Source organism: Pedobacter sp. G11, from assembly GCF_003860265.1.
Lineage (GTDB): Bacteria > Bacteroidota > Bacteroidia > Sphingobacteriales > Sphingobacteriaceae > Pedobacter > Pedobacter agri.
The window spans coordinates 553,822-573,571 of record NZ_CP034190.1; the positions used below are offsets into that span (position 1 = coordinate 553,822).

14 protein-coding genes are annotated in these 19,750 nt (G+C 37.9%); 3 read left to right on the plus strand and 11 right to left on the minus strand.

Going from position 1 to position 19,750, the window contains the following annotated elements; translation table 11 throughout:
- Positions 1 to 41: 41 nt before the first annotated feature.
- From EA772_RS02460 to ahcY, 3 genes are all read right to left on the minus strand, one after another.
- On the minus strand, positions 42 to 2,855 hold the full coding sequence (locus tag EA772_RS02460; RefSeq protein WP_124911054.1) for an outer membrane beta-barrel protein: 2,814 nt from the start codon (positions 2,853 to 2,855) through the stop codon (positions 42 to 44).
- A gap of 162 nt (positions 2,856 to 3,017) precedes the next feature.
- Positions 3,018 to 3,353, minus strand: a complete 336-nt coding sequence (locus EA772_RS02465; RefSeq protein ID WP_124911055.1) for a DUF6370 family protein — start codon at positions 3,351 to 3,353, stop codon at positions 3,018 to 3,020.
- A 316-nt stretch (positions 3,354 to 3,669) separates the two neighbouring features.
- Positions 3,670 to 4,986 (minus strand): adenosylhomocysteinase, encoded by a 1,317-nt coding sequence (gene ahcY, locus EA772_RS02470; protein ID WP_010599929.1) that lies wholly within the window; start codon positions 4,984 to 4,986, stop codon positions 3,670 to 3,672.
- 299 nt (positions 4,987 to 5,285) lie between these two features.
- Here ahcY and EA772_RS02475 point away from each other — a divergent pair, with 299 nt between their 5' ends.
- Positions 5,286 to 5,714 carry a CBS domain-containing protein gene (locus tag EA772_RS02475; protein WP_124911056.1) on the plus strand — a complete coding sequence of 143 codons (429 nt, stop codon included), beginning with the start codon at positions 5,286 to 5,288 and terminating at the stop codon, positions 5,712 to 5,714.
- A 118-nt stretch (positions 5,715 to 5,832) separates the two neighbouring features.
- Here EA772_RS02475 and EA772_RS02480 read toward each other — a convergent pair whose 3' ends face one another.
- The 3 genes from EA772_RS02480 to EA772_RS02490 all read right to left on the minus strand — a co-directional run bounded on the left by EA772_RS02480 (position 5,833) and on the right by EA772_RS02490 (position 9,751).
- Positions 5,833 to 7,281, minus strand: a complete 1,449-nt coding sequence (locus EA772_RS02480; protein ID WP_124911057.1) for a M28 family peptidase — start codon at positions 7,279 to 7,281, stop codon at positions 5,833 to 5,835.
- Positions 7,282 to 7,733: 452 nt separating this feature from the next.
- Entirely contained in the window at positions 7,734 to 8,780 is a 1,047-nt protein-coding gene (locus EA772_RS02485) for a TerC family protein (RefSeq protein ID WP_010599932.1), read from the minus strand.
- The gene (locus EA772_RS02490; RefSeq protein WP_124914960.1) at positions 8,780 to 9,751 is read right to left on the minus strand and encodes a polyprenyl synthetase family protein; all 972 of its coding nucleotides are present in this window, start codon (positions 9,749 to 9,751) and stop codon (positions 8,780 to 8,782) included. The genes EA772_RS02485 and EA772_RS02490 overlap by 1 nt, the downstream gene beginning before the upstream one ends.
- 301 nt (positions 9,752 to 10,052) lie before the next feature.
- Between EA772_RS02490 and EA772_RS02495 the strand changes: the two genes are divergently transcribed.
- Together EA772_RS02495 and EA772_RS02500 are read left to right on the plus strand one after the other, a co-directional pair.
- Positions 10,053 to 11,048 (plus strand): carboxylesterase, encoded by a 996-nt coding sequence (locus tag EA772_RS02495; RefSeq protein WP_124911058.1) that lies wholly within the window; start codon positions 10,053 to 10,055, stop codon positions 11,046 to 11,048.
- Positions 11,049 to 11,612 (plus strand): hypothetical protein, encoded by a 564-nt coding sequence (locus EA772_RS02500; RefSeq protein ID WP_124911059.1) that lies wholly within the window; start codon positions 11,049 to 11,051, stop codon positions 11,610 to 11,612.
- A gap of 33 nt (positions 11,613 to 11,645) precedes the next feature.
- Here EA772_RS02500 and EA772_RS02505 read toward each other — a convergent pair whose 3' ends face one another.
- The 5 genes from EA772_RS02505 to uvrA all read right to left on the minus strand — a co-directional run bounded on the left by EA772_RS02505 (position 11,646) and on the right by uvrA (position 19,643).
- Positions 11,646 to 12,611: a YpdA family putative bacillithiol disulfide reductase gene (locus EA772_RS02505; RefSeq protein ID WP_124911060.1), complete on the minus strand. Its 966-nt coding sequence runs from the start codon at positions 12,609 to 12,611 to the stop codon at positions 11,646 to 11,648.
- 53 nt (positions 12,612 to 12,664) lie between these two features.
- Positions 12,665 to 14,077, minus strand: coding sequence for a rhodanese-like domain-containing protein (locus EA772_RS02510; RefSeq protein WP_124911061.1), 1,413 nt, complete (start codon positions 14,075 to 14,077; stop codon positions 12,665 to 12,667).
- Positions 14,078 to 14,571: 494 nt separating this feature from the next.
- Positions 14,572 to 15,591 carry an asparaginase gene (locus EA772_RS02515; RefSeq protein ID WP_116169268.1) on the minus strand — a complete coding sequence of 340 codons (1,020 nt, stop codon included), beginning with the start codon at positions 15,589 to 15,591 and terminating at the stop codon, positions 14,572 to 14,574.
- 234 nt (positions 15,592 to 15,825) lie between these two features.
- Complete coding sequence (locus EA772_RS02520; RefSeq protein ID WP_124911062.1) at positions 15,826 to 16,593, minus strand: TatD family hydrolase; 768 nt, start codon at positions 16,591 to 16,593, stop codon at positions 15,826 to 15,828.
- Between the two features lie 122 nt (positions 16,594 to 16,715).
- Positions 16,716 to 19,643 carry an excinuclease ABC subunit UvrA gene (uvrA, locus tag EA772_RS02525; RefSeq protein ID WP_124911063.1) on the minus strand — a complete coding sequence of 976 codons (2,928 nt, stop codon included), beginning with the start codon at positions 19,641 to 19,643 and terminating at the stop codon, positions 16,716 to 16,718.
- Positions 19,644 to 19,750 lie beyond the last annotated feature (107 nt).

A 19,750-nucleotide genomic window follows, 5' to 3' on the forward strand; every position in this document is an offset into this window, starting at 1 on the left:
CCCGAAGACTTGATAATGTTCGTGAGCATTTTTTTTTGCACCTAATTAACAGTACTTCTTGGATTACTTCTTTCGCTCTTGGCGCCAACTTTAGTAATTTTATAATTTAAAGAAACATAGAAATACCTTGTGATTGTATTAAATCGGATATCCTCTATCCTACTGCCATTTACCGTTCGATCAATATTAGTATTCTGATTCAAAATATCAAATCCTTTCAAAGCCAAAGTAATTCTCCTTTGCATAAAATATTGCTCCAGGCCTGCATTCAACAAAAAAACATTGTTGTTAAATCCATCGGCCCTGCCTGCTGCTCCATTATGATTTAACTCTGCATTAATCCTGGTGTTTTTAATAAACTCGTAACTTAGACTTGCACTATTAAAAAAATTAAAGTATTTATTATCAAGCGCACCTGGTTGCGAGTTATTTACTTTACTATATTGTACACCAAGATAAATTCCAGCATTTAATTTATCATCGATATCATAACTTAAGTTCGTATTTGGGCCAAAATTGTATCTGTTTGTGGTATTTTTTTCACTATTGATGAAAGAGGTATTATGCGACATTGATACGTTAAGACCATAGCCAATACGCATTCCTTTTAATTTTGTCGGTTGCCCAAAAAATGTTCCCGCATTGATATAATAGTTCCCATCAACATTCACAGGTTTTACAAATTGTACACCATCAATATAATTGATGCTATTCCCAACATCATCCAAAGCATAGTTAACCAAAAAGTAACCGTTCCAGTATTTGTTATTGTCGGCACTGAAAGTATTAAAGTTAACTGACATGCGATGGCTTTTTCTCGCTTCTAAATCAGGATTGCCTTCCCGTTGGTAAAGTGGGTTGCTGTTATTTTGAACTGGCTGCAAATCATTTACCGATGGCAGATTCACATTTGCATTATAGTTAAGCTGTAGCGTATGTTTGTTTTTATTTCTGAAGCTAATATTTAAGCGAGGCAAAATGTTATAATATTTTTTATCGATATTATTGGTATTGATTCCCGCACTGCTGAATGTAGAAGCATCTAAGCCTGTTTCCTGAAAACCTAACCCAAAATTATAAGTCCATTCGGTGCGGTTATAAACAAGTCCGAGTCTGGCGGTTTGTGTCCAGGTATGGTTCTCAAGCGTATTTGAAAAATCAGGAACTACTGTATCATAAGTATTGTTTAAAGGATTATAGCTCAAGGTTAATTGCTCAGCAGCTACTTTACCCTCATTCCGGATGTAGGCAATATTGCTGTTTAGCTTTTTATCAATAATAGGACGAATGTAATTCACCGCGATACTGTAATTTTGTGATTTATTCTGCTGTTCTGCCTGTTGATTTAAATCCGTAATGTCAACAATACCTCCACTATAGTTATTAATCACCGATTGATTTAACCAATTGGAATTAAATGTATTTTGAGTTCCGTTTAAACCAATAATGATTGAACCTTTTTTTAAACGGTGTGTTGCAGAAAGTTCTCCAAAAAATGAAGGGGTGGAATTCCGCTGATCCAACAACTGATTACCATCATTAATTTTTCCTGTCAGATCAAAAGCTGTATTAAAATTCCGGTTATTGATATTGGTTGTATAGTTCAGAATAGCGTTCGATCGGAAAGTAAGATCCGTTAATGAATCTGGGTGATATTCAACCTTAAAATTAAAACGGTGTGCCTGATTATCTGAATTTCGATTTGATATTTCATTGGTTCTCAGCACATCGTCCTGATTGATATCCTGCACATTTGAAAATCGGTTACCCAAACCCTTGCTAAAATAAGTAAAATAGCTGCTGCTCAACGTCAGTTTATCTTTTGCTCCCCAGCTATTGCTAAAGTTCAACCCGCCACTATTCGTGGTCACTTCTCCCATGGCACTGTTATCGAAGACGCCCGAACCACCAATGGTTGTACGGCCATTATTTACATTAATCGAGAAACCGCCACCACCCGGAGTGGCAAAAAGATTCCCGATATTTCCACTGGTAAAGCTGTTTAAATCTTCATATTGAAAACTGGCGTTACTTACGTTATTGCTCATACCCAAAACTGCAAACTGCATCTTTTTGGTAAAATGATTGGCACTCAAATAACCACTATAGCGATCAGTAGTTCCTCCCGATAAATTGGCATTACCAAACCAGCCATTTTTCTTATCCTCTTTAATGGTTAGGTTGAGCACCTTTTCCCGTTGTCCATCATCAATGCCCGTTGCTTTAGCCTCTAAAGTTTTACTATCAATTAACTGCACTTTGGCGATCACCTCGGCAGGAAGATTTTTGGTAGCTGTTTTCGGGTCTGTGCCAAAGAAATCTTTTCCATCTACAGTTAAGCGGGTTACCTTTTGCCCCTGAACCATTATACTGCCATCTTTATCAATGGTTACACCAGGTAGTTTCTTTAACAAATCTTCAACTGCAGCATTGGGTTGTGTCTTATAGGCGTCGGCATTAAATTCTACTGTATCTTTTTTAATTGTTGCAGATGCATATCGACCGGCTACAGAAACATCCTTTAGTGCAATGGCATCTTCTTTCATTTTTATGGTTCCTAAATCAATGCTTTTCCCTTTGATGCTTACACTTTTAAGCATTAGGCCGTAACCCATTGCCGATATTCTGATGGCATAATCGCCGTTTGTTAAACCGGTGAAAAAGAATAGTCCGGTTTTATCGCTTACTACCCCAACTTTTTTAGTTGTATCAGCTTTGTTCATTAAAATAACGCCAACGTATTCTATGGGTTGGTTTGTTTTTTCTTCGATGATTTTACCGCTGAGCTTAACACTCTCTTGTGCGAAGACTTTCGTAGATAAAACACACAGCAATATCAATAAATAGGTTTTCATATCTGAAATTTATTTTTGTTTGTTTGTTTGGTATTGAGTTTTTACCCTCAACTCAGATATAAGACACCATAAAAAGTAAAATGTGACAGCACCTGACTACTTTTTTTAAATAAAAAAGCCTCTCAATATTTTGAAAGGCTCAATTTGCTATAATATTTTTATTTATTTACTTAGCAACCTGATATTGCTGGCTTTAAATCGGTTGTTGACAATTTTACCTGAAACCTCTGCTTTACTTACTGCATTGCAGAAGCCATGTTTTCCATGTGCATCGCCGAAATCATCAATATTCTTTCCGTCAACGAAATAAGATTTACCATCTATTCTGATAGCCAGATCACAACTTTTGCCTTTCATTTTAAACTGACATTCGCCGCAGGCAATATCAACAATCTGTTTAGTAATTTCCTGATCCGCAGTTGATTTTTTAGATGCAGTTTGTGCTTTGCCCGTGAATGCAAAAGCTGAAAAAAGTAAGATAATGGCGAGGGTTTTCATTGTATTATTTTTTTCAAATGTAGGTTTTGAGAAGCAAAAGAACTTCAATCCTTTGTAAAATAAACCTGATGGAAACGAACACGGATCCCGATATTTCATCGGGAGGAGTAAAGTGTACAGCAGGGCTGAAATTGCCGGAGAATTACTAAGCCAGCGTTTTCAAAATATTCCTTTTTTTGCCACGGAAACACGGAAGTTTAAACTTTTCAACCCGCTCAAGATGACAAGCAAAATAAAAAAGGGACATGCAAATTGCACGTCCCTTTAAGCAACTCAAGAATGAGATTGCTTCGTTCCTCGCAATGACGAGAAGCGATTAGTAACGGTATTCGTCTGATTTGAACGGACCTTCTACCGGTACGCCAATGTAATCAGCCTGGTGTTGATCTAAAACATCTAACTCTACACCAATTTTTTCCAAGTGTAAACGAGCAACTTTCTCGTCTAAATACTTAGGTAAAACGTAAACTTTGTTTTCGTATTTATCTGTGTTCGTCCAAAGTTCTAACTGTGCTAAAGTTTGGTTGGTGAATGAATTACTCATTACAAAACTTGGGTGACCCGTTGCACAGCCTAAGTTTACCAAACGACCTTCAGCCAATAAAATGATGTCTTTACCTTCGATAGTATATTTATCTACCTGTGGTTTAATCTCAACTTTAGTTGAACCATAGTTAGCGTTTAACCAGGCAACGTCGATTTCGTTATCGAAGTGACCAATGTTACAAACGATGGCTTTATCTTTCATAGTTAAGAAATGCTCGCCACGAACGATATCACGGTTACCAGTTGTAGTTACAATAATATCTGCTTCTTTAACGGCCGTAGCGAATTTTTTAACTTCGTAACCTTCCATTGCTGCTTGTAAAGCACAAATTGGATCAATTTCAGTTACGATTACACGTACACCTTGTGAACTTAAAGATTCTGCTGAACCTTTACCTACATCGCCATATCCACAAACAACGGCTACTTTACCAGCCATCATTACGTCGGTTGCACGACGAATGGCGTCAACCAATGATTCACGGCATCCGTATTTGTTATCGAATTTAGATTTAGTTACAGAATCGTTAACGTTAATTGCAGGTAAGTGCAATGTTCCGTTTTTCATTCTTTCGTATAAACGGTGCACACCAGTAGTCGTCTCTTCTGATAAACCTTTAATTGCTGCAATTAGCTCAGGATATTTATCAAAAACCATGTTGGTTAAGTCACCACCATCATCCAAAATCATGTTTAATGGTTGTTGCTCCGGACCGAAATGTAAAGTTTGTTCGATACACCAGTCAAACTCTTCTTCATTTAAGCCTTTCCAAGCGTAAACCTGAATACCAGCAGCAGCAATAGCAGCAGCAGCATGATCTTGTGTAGAAAAAATATTGCAAGATGACCAGGTAACTTCAGCACCTAGAGCCACTAATGTTTCGATTAAAACAGCCGTTTGGATAGTCATGTGCAGACAACCTGCAATACGAGCACCTTTTAACGGTTGAGTTGGACCGAATTCTTTACGTAAACTCATTAAACCTGGCATTTCTGCTTCGGCTAATTCGATTTCTTTACGGCCCCAATCTGCCAGTGAAATGTCCTTAACTTTGTAAGGGATATAAGTTGTCTCTACTGATGACATATTTTATTTGTTTTAAATGTGCTGCAAAGTTACGGCATAGCTTTGTGAAAGCCAAATATTTAAAAGCGCACACAGGTTTACGGAATGTAAAATAGTGTATATTGATATTAAGATTTTGCAAAGCATATCCTGCATTTCTTCGGTTAGTTCAGTCCTGCTGTCCCTACAAGCTCCAATTGAAAAAATTGGAGGCTTTTCGTACCATCAGGTTTATTTCAAAACTGCTTGGTAAACCCTTTCAAAACAAATTTGATTTGCAGCTAATAATTTCTTAAATTGATTTAACCAAATAAACCATTATGAAAACCGTTAAACATTTATTGGACACCAAACAGCCAAGAATTATCGCAGTGCCTGAAACCATTTCTGTGCTGGATGCCTTGAAAGTAATGACTGATAAAAACATCAGCGCTGTACTGGTAATGAAGAATGAAAAGCTTTCGGGTATTTTTACTGAACGTGATTATGCCAGGAAAATCATTCTTCAGGGTAAGTCTTCAAAAGATACCTTAATAAACGAAGTGATGACGCCAAACCCGATCACCATCACCCTAAGCAATTCGATTGATTATTGTATGGAGTTGATGACCGAAAAACACATTCGTCATCTACCTATCGTAGCGAATGAGGAAGTGATAGGTATGCTATCGATCGGAGATATGGTGAAGTTTATAATTGCCGATCAGAAACAAACAATTACCCAGCTGGAAAGCTATATAAGTGGGTAAGAGTTTAAAGTAGAAAGTAAAAAAGTTAAACCCGTCATTTCAATAAACAAAGCGTAAAAAGCTTCACTGCTTCAATCGAAATGACGTGTTAAATGATGTAAGGTATTTTAATGTAAAACTATTTCCATCTCCATTCGCCAGCAATGGTTAATGGTTCTTTCAAGTTTTGCGATTCTAAAAATGTCTTCAATTCTTCTTCGCTTTGCACACCTACCGGAATTTTCGGTGTATTTGCCAACGCGTAGGTAAGCATGGCACTATAACGGACTGTGTTCTTTAGGCCTTGCTCATCAACCAGCTTGAAACTGTCGCCATCTGAGTGATAAAATGGGCCTGAGTTATTTGGCAACTTACCGCCTGCTCCGCCACCTGTAGGGATACCTTCTAACATAAATGGCTGATGATCGCTATGCAAACCTGCGCCAGCGTTAAACAGGTTTTTAAATCCGGTATCTATTTTTACAATATCTGCACCCCAGGCTGTAAATAATTCTTTCATTTCAGCTCGCGAGGTTGAGAATCCTTTCGGATCATTCGTCATATCGTAATTCAACATAAACTTTACCTGATCGAGGTTTTTATCTTTCTTAGACTGATTGATATAAGCTTTAGAGCCTAATAAACCCTGCTCTTCGCCCATGAATAATACAAACTCAACAGTGCGTTTGGTTTTCAAATTGAGTTTTTTGAAAGTCCGGGCCATATCCATCACCGCAAAGGAACCGATTCCATTATCAATTGCACCTGTTGATAAATCCCAGCTATCTAAATGACCTCCTACAACGATTTTATCTTTAGGCAATTCAGTCCCTTTAAAAGTAGCTACTACATTTCTCGCTTTAATTAAACCCGAAAAGTTAGTCATGCCGATATGCGCCATTTGTGCTTGACTCTTTAATTTTTCTTTAAGCGCCATTCCATCTTCTAAACCGATACAAACTGCAGGAATTGGAATCAGCTTACCTGTAACCGATGCTGTTCCGGTTAACAACACACCATTTTTTACCGTATTGATGATGATTACACCAGTCGCACCATATTTGGTTGCAATAGCTGTCTTTTCCGAACGGTGAAGTGATTTTGTTCCAGCTGGAGAACCCGGCAAAACACCTAAATAAATCAACGCAATTTTTCCTTTAAACTTTGCCGGATTGGTTTGATAATCAACTTCCATCCCGTTGCCGGCATCAACAATATCGCCGGTGATGTTTGCACTAACCGGAGAATGCGCAAGTGTCACTGCTTTAACTTTAGTCAAACTGTTTTTATCGGTACCAATCGATACATCAACTGTTTTTCTTGCCCAGCTCTCCACTTCAAAAGGTTGGAACTTTACGTCGCAGCCATAAGATTTTAGCAAATCATAAGCATACTGTTCTGCCTTTGCTCCATTTGCTGATCCTGTTAACCGATGACCGATCGTTTCCGTTTCGTGTTTAAGGGTTTGATAGGCTTTGGAGTTCTGCTGAACATCAGCATTAATTTTCGAGAAAACATTGCCGAATTGATCTTGCGCATTAGCGAAAAGCACACTGCAAATCAGTGCGGTGGAAAAGAAGTATTTCATGGGTTTAGGTTACTGAATTAATTGCTGAAAATACAAAAATTACATTGAGCAGTTAAGCTGTAACGTTTATTTTGCTTTACGACATATATATATTCACGCAGATTTAAGGTGATCTCCGCAGATTTAATAATTCAAAAATCTGCGAAAATTTGCGAGAGAAATTCAAAGCAACTGAAGTATAACCAACCGAAGTTTATAAACGTGATTGTAGTGGAAATACTTTTTGTTTGCAGAAACTTTAATTACCCGTCATGCTGAGGTACGAAGCATCTGCAGCCGATGAAACAGATGCTTCATGCTTCAGCATGACAGCCATTGAGCAAAAAGATTGAAACGAAAAGCAGGACGAACATTAAAATAAATTACTGTTTTTGCTTTCTAAGTCATAAAAAGAATTAACAAAAAAAACACAAGCTAAGATGTTCTTATATGTCTTAAGTGGTTAAAATCCTTTATTGATGCGCCACTTTTTTCGGGAAAACAAGCGATGCGACAATACTAATTACCAAAATACTTAAGATCACAATTAGCGAATGTTCAGTGGTAAAACCAATTTTTTCGAGGTAAGTATGTCCTAACATTTTCACGCCGATAAACGCCAACAAAATAGCCAGGCCTGTTTTCAAATAATGGAATTTATGAATAATATTTACCAGCAAAAAGAACATGGAACGTAAACCCATGATGGCAAAAATATTGGAGAAAAACACAATGTACGGATCTTTCGTGACCGCGAAAATGGCAGGAATGGAATCGACTGCGAAAAGCAAATCGGTGAATTCTACAATCAATAAAACCAGGAATAACGGTGTAACATACCTTTTATGGTTAATGGTTACGAAGAAATTTTTGCCTTCATACTTTGGGTGAATCGAAAATATTTTCGACGCCCACTTCACTACCGGATGATTTTCAGGATCGATTTTTTCTTCATCTTTACTAAAAAACATTTTTATTCCTGTAAAAACCAGGAAAGCACCGAAGATGTAAAGGATCCATGCAAATTTTGCAATTAAAGCCGCACCCACAAAAATAAAAATGAAACGCATGATAATGGCACCCAAAATACCCCAGAACAGTACACGATGGTAGTATTTCTCCTCAACGGCAAAGGCAGAGAAAATGAGTACAATAACAAAGATATTATCTACTGAAAGTGCATATTCAATAACATAACCGGTTAAAAATTCTAAGCCTAAATTCTGTCGGTACACTGCTAAACTTGCTTCGAAATCATCAGGAATAAGTTTAATGTGATGCTGATGATTGGTTACAATTTCTTGCAAATGTGCAAAATCTCTTATGCCATGCAGCTGGTGCCCTTCGGTAAGTAACAGGAAGTAAAAACCGAGCGCAAGTCCGATCATAATTACACTCATGATGCCAGCTTGCTTTAAGCTAATTACATGTTCTTTTTTACTAAAAAGGCCTAAATCTAAGGCCAAAATAAGTACAATAAATAAAAGGAAACCTAAACTGAAGAGTAATTCGCTGCTCATTATTTTTTACGTTCGGTAGTATAAAGTACTAATTGTTCAAGACCGGTTCTCGCCTCTCCGGCATCAAATTGATGCAAAATTTCGAACGCGGCATTCTGGTATTCCAGCATTTTTTGGTTGGCATAATAAACACCCTGTTGTGCATTTACAAAGTCAATAATTTGCTGAATCTTAACCGGATCATCCTGATGATTTTTAACCAGATTGATGATCTTTTTCCGTTCAGATTTTTCTGCTTTATTTAGCGCATAAATTAAAGGCAAGGTTACTTTCTTTTCTTTAATATCGATACCTATAGGCTTACCCACATCGTCTGTTCCGAAATCAAAAGTATCATCCTTAATTTGAAAGGCGATACCCACTTTCTCACCAAACAAGCGCATCTGCTCAATCGTTTCATCATTAGCCCCGGCCGATGCCGCACCTGCAGCACAACAAGAGGCAATTAACGAAGCTGTTTTCTGACGGATCACATCAAAATATAAATCCTCAGAAATATCCATCTTGCGCACTTTTTCTACTTGCAGTAACTCGCCCTCACTCATCTGTTTCACGGCCTCAGATACTATTTGTAACAATCGGTGTTCGTTATTGTTTACCGAAAGCAATAAACCTTTAGCCAATAAATAATCGCCTACTAAAACAGCGATTTTATTTTTCCATAACGCATTAATGGAGAAAAACCCACGTCGTTCGTAAGCATTATCTACCACATCATCATGCACTAAGGTTGCAGTGTGCAAAAGCTCTACCAATGCAGCCCCGCGATGGGTAGATTCGGTAATTCCACCGCATAACTTCGCGGCAAAAAACACGAACATTGGCCGCATTTGCTTGCCTTTTTGCTTTACAATATAATGGGTAATCCTATCCAGCAATGGCGCATCGCTGTGCATAGATTCTTTAAAGGTTTTTTCAAACGCTTTAATATCGGCTGCTATAGGTTTTTTTATCTGATCGATTCCCGGCATTAAGTCGAAAAATTTTGACTGCAAACTTAACTTAATTTCCCATAAAAAGGTAATGCTTAATGTCATTATTAGGGTTTTGGAAATGAAAGGAAACAATCCTAATTTCTTCAGTCCTGCTCTACGCTATATACCCGTGTAAGTCAGTGCCGATTGTTCGGCAAAGAACGGCTATGTTCGCTTCGATCAGGTTTATTAACAATGTTTGTTGCAAGTAAAAACCCCTCAAATTCAAAACCGTAATGCAGAAATATTCTTTTTTATATCATGCAAAAGTTTAAATTTATTGCAGGTTTGTTTTTAAATGAAAAAGCGTTACAAAGTCTTAATTGGAATTTCAGCACTGCTGGTTGTGAGTTATTTGCTTGGTCCAAAACCAAAAAAACCATTGTACAATGCAGAGTTAGTAAAAGTTCCTGATTTACAAGATTTGGATGGCTATGTACAAAACATTGAAAGTTTAAATAAAATTAAGCCCGAAAACGAAGCAGAAATTATTTGGGCCGACCCAATACTTAAGCAACAAACTGAATATGCAGTAGTTTACTTGCATGGTTTCTCCGCATCAAAAACCGAAGGAAATCCAGTCCACCTGAATTTGGCGAAGGCACTTCATGCCAATTTATATCTAGCCCGGTTGGCTGATCATGGTGTAGATACCATTGCACCGATGCAGTTTTTTACTGCCGATCGGTTATGGGAAAGCAGTAAACTGGCTTATGCCATTGGTCAAAAATTGGGCAAAAAGGTAATCCTGGTCGGTACATCAACCGGTGGAACTGCCGCTTTGAAATTAGCCGCCACTTATCCTGAAATCAATAGCTTAATCCTGCTTTCTCCAAATGTAGCCATCAATGATAAAAATGCCTGGCTGTTAAACGATCCTTGGGGCTTGCAAATTGCCCGTTCCGTTTTGGGCAGCGACGAACGTAAAGTTGATGGCAGAACAGCAGAATATAAGAAATACTGGTATACCAATTACCGAATTGAATCACTGGTTGAATTACAGGAATTTGTAGAAAGCACCATGCAAAAATCTGTTTTCGAAAAAGTGAAACAACCCGTTTTAATGCTTTACTATTATAAAAACGAATTGGAGCAAGATCCGGTTGTTCGTGTTGATGCTATGCTCAAAATGTTCGGTGAATTAGGCACTCCGGAAGATTTAAAAAGAAAAATAGCTATTCCAAACGCAGGAAACCACGTTTTGGGTTCTTACATTACTTCAAAAGATTTACCCAGTGTAGCAACCGCAATTGATAATTTTGTTGATAATGTTTTAAAAGTACCCGTCCTATAAATGATGAATAAATCGAAATCCTTTTTGACTGAATTTAGCTGGCTACTCCTGTCTGCTTTGATTACCATATTAGTACTTACATTAATGTTTGGAAAAGATGCCTTTCAGAAAAATCTTGGTATCGACCTTCATGATACTTATTTTGTTACCCCATCAATACCCGTATATGTAACATTATTCATCATTGTAGGTTTTATCATTTATTACATTAAAGAGTTTCGAAAAAAATTTAGCAGAAAAACACAAAATTTAATAACCATCATTTTGGGGCTGCTATTTCTTGTTTCACTTACCCGCATTAGCCAGGTTGTTTCATCCTTCAAAGGAATGGAAGCCGCTTATAAGAGTCAAAGCCAAAATGAGTCAACTGCCAAGGGCTGGAAGGTGTATCCGTCATTGCCAAATTTAAAAATACCTGCGCCTCAAAGCACTGTGTCACTGTATACAATCCTGGAATATTTGATGATACTTGTGCAAGTGATCATAGCATCATTGTTATTAAAACTGGGTTACAACTGGGGTAAGTCGCAAAGAGATAAGTCTGTAATTTTAGAGCGTGTTTAAAAACCTTTACTATTTGCCAGTCTGATTATGCTATTATCCGACAATATTTTTCACGATCATTTCTGCATGTACTCTGGAATTTTCAATAAAAAGTTTGTGCGTATCTAATCCACCGCATACTACACCCGCCAAATACAATCCTTTTACATTTGTTTCCATGGTTTCTTCGTTATAAACCGGACATAAACTTTCTGGCAAATCTATTCCAAACTTTCTTAGCATTGAAAAATCTGGCTGGTAACCTGTCATGGCAATTACGAAATCATTAGGAATAGTTTTAATTCCCTCTGGCGTTTGAATATCAACCTCACCTTCTCGGATTTCGAGTAATTGAGAATGGAAATGAGCGGTGATAGCACCTTCCTTAATTCTATTTTCTATATCAGGTCGCACCCAATATTTTACATGCGGGCCCAATTCTTCACTACGTATAAGCATTGTAACATTGGCTCCTTTACGGTATGTTTCCAAAGCTGCATCAACGCCTGAGTTGTTTGCGCCCACCACCAAAACATTTTGAAAGGCATATAAATGTGGATCTTTATAATAATGTGTAACTTTTGGCAAATCTTCTCCCGGAACATTCATTAACAAGGGAACATCATAAAAACCAGTTGCCACGATTACATTTCCACTAGTGTAATTCTCCTTAGCAGTTTTTATTTTGAAAATAGCAGACTCATTCTTTTCAACTTCGATTACCCGCTCAAAAAGATTGATATTCAAATCAAATTTTTCAGCCACCCTGCGGTAATATTCCACGGCTTCATTTCGATTTGGCTTCGGACTAATTGTAACAAAAGGCACACCACCAATTTCCAGTTTTTGGGAGGTGGAAAAGAAAGTCATGAAAACAGGATAATTGAATAAGCTGTTTACCAAAGCGCCCTTTTCTATAATGAGATAGCTTAGATTGGCTTTTTTTGCTTCGATTGCACAAGACATCCCGATCGGACCAGCGCCAATGATTAATACATCGTAATGATTTTGATCTTTCATTTCAGTTTTATCTATCGATTGAGATTGCTTCGTGCCTCGCAATCACGATAGCGTTAAACTTTCATTGCTTTACTTGGACAAGCAAAATCGGTTCTTTTTAAGCCTGTATTTTTAATGGCTCCGTAACCTCCGGCAACATCTATCACATTTTCTACCCCACGCGATTTTAAAATAGAGGCCGCAATCATAGATCTGTAACCACCTGCACAGTGAATGTAATAAGTTGCTTCAGGATCGATTTCTCCCATCCAGTCATCAATGAAATCTAATGGTCTGCTTAAAGTAAATTCCAAATGCTCTGATTCATATTCGCCCGGTTTACGAACATCTAAGGCTATGATTTCATTGTCCTGAACAGCCAATTCAAAGGTTTCCGCAGAAATGGTTTCAATCGTATCAATTTCCTTTCCAGCGTCCGTCCAGCGCTCAAAGCCTCCATCTAAATATCCAATGGTATGATCGTAACCTACCCTGGTTAATCGGGTAATACTTTCCTGTTCCTTGCCCTCATCGGTTATTAAAAGAATGGGTTGTTGTAAATCTGTAATCAGGGCGCCTACCCAAGGTGCAAACTGGCCATTTAAACCAATATTGATTGAATTTGGTATAAATCCTTTTGCGAAAACCTGCGGATCACGTGTATCCAGTAAAATGGCGCCCGTTTGGTTCGCTGTATCTTCAAAAGCCTGAGGTGTTAAGGCATTTAACCCCTTTTCATAAACGTCATCAATACTATCCACTCCGCCTTTATTCATTGCGGCATTTTTAGCAAAATATTGTGGAGGCGGCATTATGCCATCTGTAACCTCTTTTATAAATTGCTCTTTGGTTTGTGCCTTTAATGCATAATTTACTTGCTTCTGATGGCCTAAAGTATCAAAAGTTTCTTTACTCATGCTCTTTCCGCAAGCAGACCCTGCACCATGAGCCGGGTAAACAATTACATCATCTGCCAAGGGCTTAATTTTTTCATTCAACGAATCGTAAAGCATTCCTGCTAAATCTTCCATGGTTAAATTTCCTTTTTGCGCTAAATCCGGTCTGCCCACATCGCCTATAAAAAGGGTATCGCCACTGAAAATGCAATGATCTTTTCCATTTTCATCAGTAAGCAAATAGGTTGTAGATTCTAAGGTATGTCCAGGTGTGTGTAGTGCAGTGATGGTGAGATTGCCTATTTTGAATTGCTCTCTATCTTTGGCAATGTGCGATTCAAATTCAGTTTTTGCGGTTGGACCGTAAATAATTTTAGCGCCAGACTTTTCAGCCAGATCTACATGACCCGAAACGAAATCAGCATGAAAATGTGTTTCAAAAATATATTTGATTGTTGCCCCAGCTTTTTCAGCTTTCTTTAAATAAGTTCCAACTTCTCTAAGCGGATCTATAATTGCAGCTTCGCCATTACTTTCTATATAATATGCAGCTTCAGCTAAACAACCGGTATATATTTGTTCTATTTTCATTTTCAAAATATCGAGTAAAAAGTATCAAATTTGAGACTTAACTTATCCTCATTGCTAGCAAAAATAGGGCTAATTAATAAAAACCGAAATGATTGTAGTCATAATTGCAGAAGTTTTACTTATTAATACATGATAACAATTGTTGTAATTTTTGAAAACGATCGTTTCAACAATGTGGCTCCAGCAGTCCCGCCATTCACTACAATCTTTTAATAAATAGCTGCAGCAAGTTGTTAGGGCAGTTTATTTCATGGCCTTTGAGACCGAATACTTAGAAGTTGTACCGATTAAAAGAATTTACGTTGCTGTCGGGTTTATTGCCGAACGGTTGTTTAGCAAGGCGTAGCAGGCAGTTTCTGTGTGATTAAACCTGATAGCAGTGAAATCCTTTTTTGTTGTAAATCAATCAGGTTAATGCTGCCATTCATAAAAAAGATTGAACGGATAGCAGGACGAACATTAAAAAACGCTACTGCTATTGCTTTCCAAAAAAATTAATCTTTGGTCAACTCACCCCTGAGCGATTCGTCCATCAATTTCCTACTTTGCTCTAGCGGCAGGTTAAGCCCCAAAACATACATCAGCTTAGTAACCGCAGCCTCAAAAGTTACATCGTATCCACTAATAATCCCCATTTTTAATAGTTCACGACTGGTTTCATAACGACCCAATTGAACTGAACCTTTTTTGCACTGGGAGATATCAAGAATAATTTTCCCACTTAATATCGCCTGGCGAAGACTATCTAAAAACCATTGCGCAGTGGTGGTGTTGCCTGATCCAAAAGTTTCCAAAATAATGGCATCGACTTTTGAATCAGTGATTGCAGATACCGCCTGAGGCGTGATTCCTGGATATAATTTTAAGACCCCAATGTTTGGATTGAAGTTGGTGTGAAGCGTTAACTCACCTTCAGGCGCTTTCATCACATAGTTGGTATTAAACTGTAAGTGCACACCCGCTTCGGCCAAAACCGGGTAATTTGGCGATCGGAAAGCCTCGAACTTTTCGCTGTTATATTTTATAGACCGATTTCCCCTGAATAATTGGGCATCGAAATAAATACAAACTTCCGGGAACAGTGATTTACCATTTTCCTTGGTAGCGGCAATTTCCAGTGCGGTAATTAAATTCTCTTTTGCGTCGGTTCTGATTTCGCCAATTGGCAATTGTGAACCCGTTAAAACCACCGCTTTACCCAGATTCTCTAGCATGAAACTCAATGCAGAAGCGGTAAAAGCCATAGTATCGGAACCATGAAGAATTACAAAACCATCATATTGATCATAATTATCCCGAATCAATTCAGCTAAAGTTTTCCATATCTCGGGATCCATGTTTGATGAATCTAAAACCGGGTTAAAGGAATGAACATCCAACTCATAATCTAAACGGCTCAATTCCGGAACATTCTGTTTAATCTGCTCGAAGTCGAAAGGAATTAACATTCCATTGCTGGGGTCGTTAACCATACCGATGGTGCCACCGGTATATATTATAAGGATCTTGGTCATTTGGTTGGTTGGTTGCTCAACGCAAAGAAAGCAAAAAAATATAAATGATTTGGGATAATTTTAATATTGATAATTATTTAACATAAATGGCAACTTAAATTATGAAATTGACAAAATAAACTATTAAAAGTGAAATTATAATTATAACTGTTATATGAACGAATATAAATTAATTATTATTTATCTATAGATACTGATTTTGAAATTGGGTACAGCATGACGATTTAAGGTGCCTTAAATTCCAAACACCTTTTTGGAATTCTCTGTCGTTACCCTTGCGATTTCCTCAACTGATACCCCATAGATATCCGCTAATTTTTGGGCAATATAGATTAAGTAGCTGCTTTCATTTGGCTTTCCACGAAACGGAACAGGGGCTAAATAGGGCGAATCGGTTTCAAGGACAAGATGATCTAAAGAAATTTCTGAAAGCACGACATCCAAGCCAGCTTTTTTATAGGTAACTACGCCACCAATACCTAAATAAAAATTGAGATCGATGGCTTGCTTGGCTTGCACTACATTTCCGGTAAAGCAATGAAATATACCTCTAAGTTTTTCATCCCGCTCGCTTTCCAAAACTTCAAAAACTTCATCAAAAGCTTCGCGACAATGGATAACGATGGGTAAACCTAAATCTTTTGCCCATGCAATTTGCTTACGAAAAGCATCTTGCTGGATGTCCAATGTGGTTTTATCCCAATATAAATCGATACCGATTTCACCGATGGCGTATATTTTTCTAACTGAAATGCTTTTGTAAATTTCATCTAAAAGCGATCGATAGTCATCTTTTACATCGCAAGGATGGAGTCCAGCCATGGCAAAACAATTCTCTGGATATTTACTAACCAAAGCATCAATCATGGCAATGGATTTTACATCAACATTGGGCAAAAACAATCGATTCACGTTGTTTTCAAAACAACGCTCCATTAATTCTGCTTGCTTTTCGGCATCTTGCTCGTAATATAAATGGGTATGGGTATCGGTAAAAAGCATTTGATGATGATGTATGATGTAAAATTTTTAACTGGCCGTCATTGCAAGGCAAAAAGCAATCTAAAAGCGAAAGGCCTTTATTTTATCACAGGGATTGCTTCGTGCCTCGCAATGACGATAGTCTAATCTTTCTGTTTCACTTTTTTGGTGACCTTTGCTTTTTTAACTTCAGACTTCGGATTATCAACTATGGGCTGACTACCCAACTCCCATTCCATTTCTTTTTTCAAGAATTTACCGGTTAAACTTATAGGGTTTTGAATCAGTCCTTCAGGCGTACCTTCAAAAAGGATTCTTCCACCTCCAGCTCCACCCTCTTCGCCCAAATCTATTACCCAATCAGCCACTTTAACAACATCTAAGTTGTGTTCAATCACCAAAATGGTATTCCCTTTTTCAACAAGTTCTTGCAGCACACCTAAAAGCACATTGATATCTTCAAAATGCAATCCGGTGGTAGGTTCATCTAAAATATAAAAAGTTTTACCAGTATCTTTTTTCGAAAGTTCAGTCGCTAGCTTAACCCTCTGCGCCTCTCCACCAGATAACGTAACCGAGGATTGACCTAAAGTGATGTAGCCTAAACCAACATCTTTAAGTGTTTTGATTTTCCTATAAATAATCGGAATATTTTCAAAGAAAACACAAGCATCTTCAATACTCATATCCAGCACATCGCTGATTGATTTTCCGCGAAAGCGAACTTCCAAAGTTTCTCTGTTGTATCTTCTGCCGCCGCATTCTTCACAAGGTACCTGCACATCGGGTAAAAAATTCATTTCGATCACCTTCAAACCTGCACCCTGACAGGTTTCACATCTTCCACCTTTAACATTGAAAGAAAAACGACCCGGTTTATAACCCCGAATCTTTGCTTCTGGCAATTGCACAAAAAGATTTCTGATGTCAGAAAAAACACCTGTGTAAGTGGATGGATTAGAACGTGGCGTTCTACCAATTGGCGCCTGATCAATTTCAATAACCTTATCAATTTCTTTCAATCCGGTTATTTTCTCGTAAGGAAGTGGTGTTTTCTTCGCCCGGAAAAAATGATGATTTAAAATTGGATATAAGGTTTCGGTAATCAAACTCGATTTACCTGAACCGGAAACGCCAGTTACCGCAATAAACTTTCCTAAAGGAAAATCTACAGAAACTTCTTTTAAATTATGTCCGGAAGCTTTAATAATGGATAATTTATGACCATTACCTTTTCTGCGAACTTTAGGGGTTTCGATTTTTTTATCTCCGTTTAAATAGGCAGCGGTTAAAGTTTTCGACTTCAGAATTTCCTTTGCAGTTCCCTCGGCAACAACTGTACCTCCGTGAATACCTGCTCCAGGACCAACATCGATTACCCAGTCGGCTTCCAAAATCATGTCTTTATCGTGCTCAACCACCAAAACGGTGTTTCCTAAATCACGAAGATTTTTCAAGGCATTGATTAATCTTTCATTATCGCGTTGGTGCAAACCAATACTAGGTTCATCTAAAATGTACATTACATTCATCAACTGAGATCCAATTTGGGTAGCCAAACGAATACGTTGCGCCTCGCCACCGGAGAGGGTCCGGGCAGTACGATCTAATGTTAAATAAGTTAAACCCACATCGGTTAAGAAGCCAATTCTGGCTTTTATCTCTTTTAAAATTTCTTTAGCGATAATGTTCTGGCGATCAGAAAGCCGATCATCAACATGCTCAAACCAGGCATGAAGATTATTGATATCCATTGAGGCAAGATCAAAAATATTCTTACCATCAACTTTAAAGTGTAAACTCTCTTTTTTCAAACGGGCTCCATGGCACTCCGGACAGGTTTTCAGCTTACGGAAAGCATCCATATCATCAGATGCAGATTCGCTTCGCTTTTCGTTCTGCTCTTCCAGCATTTTAATGATGCCATCGAATGTAATGTTATAATTCTGAACATTCCATTTGTTGTATTCTACCTCAACCTTGATTAAATCTGGAGAACCATTCAAGATAATATTGATCACTTCATCACTCAATTTCTCAATCGGAGTTGATAAAGAGAAAGCATATTTCTTTGCCAAAGATTTTAACACCTGAAACATCCAGGTATCGCGGTATTCACCAAGTGGCGCCAATCCACCATTTAGAATATTCAATTTTGGGTTCGGCATAACCGATTCCTTATCCACTACAAAGATATAGCCCAAACCATCACAACGTTCGCAAGCACCATAAGGCGAGTTAAACGAAAAGCTGTTGGGTTGCGGTTCATCATAAGAAATACCTGTAGTTGGGCACATTAAAAACTTACTGAAATGCGCAACATTGTTATCCTTATCGCTGATCTTGATTACACCCTTACCCATTTTCATGGCTGTTTGAACAGAATCCAAAAGGCGTTTTTTATCTTTCCCATCAACAATTAACCGATCGATAACCACTTCAATATCATGGATTTTATAACGATCGACCTGCATTTTAGCGGTAATATCTTTTATCTCTCCATCAACACGAACCTTTACATAACCTTGTTTACGGATTTGCTCAAAAAGCTCACGGTAATGCCCTTTTCTACCTTTCACCACTGGCGCCAGGATATTTACAGCTAGTCCATCGAACTTATTAAAGATATTTTGAAGAATCTGGTCTTCGCTCATGCGCTCCATTTTCTCGCCAGTATTGTACGAGTATGCATCGGCTACACGAGCATAAAGCAAACGCATGAAATCGTAAATTTCAGTAATGGTTCCAACGGTTGAACGAGGATTTTTACTTGTCGTTTTTTGCTCAATGGCAATAACCGGGCTTAAGCCAGAAACCTTATCAACATCCGGACGCTCCATGCCACCCATAAACTGGCGACTATAAGCACTAAATGTTTCCATATAGCGACGTTGCCCTTCAGCATAAATGGTATCAAAAGCCAATGAAGATTTCCCACTACCACTTAAACCGGTTATAACCACCAGCTGGTTTCGCGGGAAACTCACATCGATATTTTTTAAATTATGTACCCTCGCACCGTATACTTCTACATCTTTTTGCTCGCCGAGGTCGACAGATTTATTGCTCATATTTTATTAAAAAGTTGAGGAGAAATCGGGCTTGTAAAAACAGCAGATTTCAATCCGCAAAAATGCTAAAAATTTTATCAAAAAGAAAGTCTAAACCAATCTGTATT

What these genes read in the sequence shown, in the direction of transcription:
- EA772_RS02460 (WP_124911054.1), bottom strand. Translation starts at nt 2,855, where the DNA reads ATGAAAACCTATTTATTGATATTGCTGTGTGTTTTATCTACGAAAGTC.
- EA772_RS02465 (WP_124911055.1), bottom strand. Translation starts at nt 3,353, where the DNA reads ATGAAAACCCTCGCCATTATCTTACTTTTTTCAGCTTTTGCATTCACG.
- ahcY (WP_010599929.1), bottom strand. Translation starts at nt 4,986, where the DNA reads ATGTCATCAGTAGAGACAACTTATATCCCTTACAAAGTTAAGGACATT.
- EA772_RS02475 (WP_124911056.1), top strand. Translation starts at nt 5,286, where the DNA reads ATGAAAACCGTTAAACATTTATTGGACACCAAACAGCCAAGAATTATC.
- EA772_RS02480 (WP_124911057.1), bottom strand. Translation starts at nt 7,281, where the DNA reads ATGAAATACTTCTTTTCCACCGCACTGATTTGCAGTGTGCTTTTCGCT.
- EA772_RS02485 (WP_010599932.1), bottom strand. Translation starts at nt 8,780, where the DNA reads ATGAGCAGCGAATTACTCTTCAGTTTAGGTTTCCTTTTATTTATTGTA.
- EA772_RS02490 (WP_124914960.1), bottom strand. Translation starts at nt 9,751, where the DNA reads ATGCCGGGAATCGATCAGATAAAAAAACCTATAGCAGCCGATATTAAA.
- EA772_RS02495 (WP_124911058.1), top strand. Translation starts at nt 10,053, where the DNA reads ATGAAAAAGCGTTACAAAGTCTTAATTGGAATTTCAGCACTGCTGGTT.
- EA772_RS02500 (WP_124911059.1), top strand. Translation starts at nt 11,049, where the DNA reads ATGATGAATAAATCGAAATCCTTTTTGACTGAATTTAGCTGGCTACTC.
- EA772_RS02505 (WP_124911060.1), bottom strand. Translation starts at nt 12,611, where the DNA reads ATGAAAGATCAAAATCATTACGATGTATTAATCATTGGCGCTGGTCCG.
- EA772_RS02510 (WP_124911061.1), bottom strand. Translation starts at nt 14,077, where the DNA reads ATGAAAATAGAACAAATATATACCGGTTGTTTAGCTGAAGCTGCATAT.
- EA772_RS02515 (WP_116169268.1), bottom strand. Translation starts at nt 15,591, where the DNA reads ATGACCAAGATCCTTATAATATATACCGGTGGCACCATCGGTATGGTT.
- EA772_RS02520 (WP_124911062.1), bottom strand. Translation starts at nt 16,593, where the DNA reads ATGCTTTTTACCGATACCCATACCCATTTATATTACGAGCAAGATGCC.
- uvrA (WP_124911063.1), bottom strand. Translation starts at nt 19,643, where the DNA reads ATGAGCAATAAATCTGTCGACCTCGGCGAGCAAAAAGATGTAGAAGTA.